The sequence below is a fragment of the Moorena sp. SIO3I6 genome (assembly GCF_010672095.1).
The window spans coordinates 1-1,946 of record NZ_JAAHHU010000924.1; the positions used below are offsets into that span (position 1 = coordinate 1).

A 1,946-nucleotide genomic window follows, 5' to 3' on the forward strand; every position below is an offset into this window, starting at 1 on the left:
GAATTACCTGGTATTGGTTCCGCTGGTGGTTTCAATGGGTTACGTTATGATACTGAAACCTTCTACACCTATACCAGCTTCACCACCCCTGCAACCATCTATCGCTACGACATGGTAAGTGGGGAAAGTACTATTTTCCGGCAGCCCCAGGTAGACTTTAATCCCGATGACTACGAGACCAAACAAGTTTTCTACCCTAGCAAAGATGGCACCCAAGTGCCTATGTTTATCACCCACAAGAAGGGATTGCAGTTAGATAGCAATAACCCCACTTACCTCTATGGCTACGGCGGCTTTAATATCTCGATAACCCCCAATTTCTCCATTAGCAATCTAGTATGGATGGAAATGGGAGGTGTTTATGCTGTTGCCAATCTCCGTGGTGGCGGTGAGTATGGGGAAGATTGGCACCAATCTGGCACAAAACTCAACAAGCAAAATGTATTTGATGATTTTATAGCAGCGGCGGAGTGGCTAATTAGTGCTCAGTACACTTCACCCAAGAAAGTTGCGATCGCAGGCGGTAGCAATGGGGGATTATTGGTCGGTGCTTGCATGACTCAGCGTCCAGACTTATTCGGTGCAGCCCTACCAGCCGTGGGAGTACTAGATATGTTGCGCTTCCATAAGTTTACCATTGGTTGGGCCTGGTGTTCCGATTACGGTTCCCCAGATCACCCAGAGGAATTTAAAGCCCTTTACGCCTATTCCCCATTACACAATCTCAAACCAGGAACCGCTTATCCCCCTACCCTGATTACCACCGCTGACCATGATGACCGGGTTGTCCCTGCCCATAGTTTCAAATTTGCCGCAGCCTTGCAGGAGGCCCATGAAGGGGAACAACCAGTGTTAATCCGGATTGAGACCAAAGCAGGACATGGTGCAGGGAAGCCCACCAGTAAGATAATTGAGGAGATTGCTGATAAGTGGGCGTTCTTACTCAGAACCCTAGAGGTAGAGGTTTAGAGAGTAAATAGACCATAATTTGCCTAGGATGTTCAGGCTAGGATCTAGGACACAGTTCACGATACGATATAGGGATCCCTGTAGGGATTGTGAGAATTTTTTTCCCCTACTCCCTACTCCCTACTCCCTACTCCCTGTTCCCTTTGCTGTTCTTTTTAACAAGACTGCTGGTCAATCATGGACTTATCTGCTATTTTAAACGTTGCCCTTGGCTTATTTTTTGTCTACCTGATCACCAGTCTGTTAGCCTCTGAAATCCAAGAATATCTCGCTAGCGTTTTACAATGGCGGACTAAACACTTACAGAGGGCTATCGAAAATTTAATTAATGGTGGGATTCAGTTACAAAATCTAACCCTGAAAGATGTGGTCGATGAGTCAGATGGAGAATCAGTTAACGTAACCGTTGATCAGATTAACAATTTAAAAAAGACCAAACGGCTTTTAAAAAAAATCTATCAAAATCCGTTGCTTAAATCAGTTAATCACGAAGCCAAAGACCTAGATAACAAAAATGAATTAAAGTCAAAATCTAACTCAAAGGTTAGTGGCCCTTCCTATATTCCATCAGATACCTTTGCCACCGCTTTAATCATGACCATTGTTCAGCAGGCATCAACCTTCAAAAATAATGCCGAAATTACCCTGGACAATTTTAAAACAGCCCTTGAAGAAGAGAAGATAAAAAATTTACTTCCTGAAGACTTAAATATAACTCTTTTAACCCTGATTGATAAAGCCAAATTTGAATACTCTGACCGAAACAAAGACCTGAAAAAACTCCAAGAAGAACTAGCAACATGGTTTGACGAATCCATGGCACGAGCTGCCGGGGTATACAAGCGTCAGTCTAAAGCCATATCTTTTTTAATTGGATTAGTGATTTCCCTAGCCTTGAATATCGATACCATCAATATCAGCAATCAATTCTATAAAAACCACAGTGTAAGAGCTGCTGTCAATCAAGTCACTAATAG

At 43.2% G+C, this 1,946-nt stretch carries 3 protein-coding genes; all 3 read left to right on the forward strand.

All coding sequences use genetic code 11. The features are described from left to right. On the forward strand, positions 1-969 hold a 969-nt coding region (locus F6K49_RS44515), incomplete at its 5' end, for a prolyl oligopeptidase family serine peptidase (RefSeq protein WP_293108357.1). Between the two features lie 28 nt (positions 970-997). Next, complete coding sequence (locus F6K49_RS44520) at positions 998-1,168, forward strand: hypothetical protein (protein ID WP_293108360.1); 171 nt, start codon at positions 998-1,000, stop codon at positions 1,166-1,168. Further along, the coding region (locus F6K49_RS44525) for a hypothetical protein (protein ID WP_366514318.1) at positions 1,147-1,946 on the forward strand (800 nt) is incomplete at its 3' end. The genes F6K49_RS44520 and F6K49_RS44525, both read left to right, overlap by 22 nt.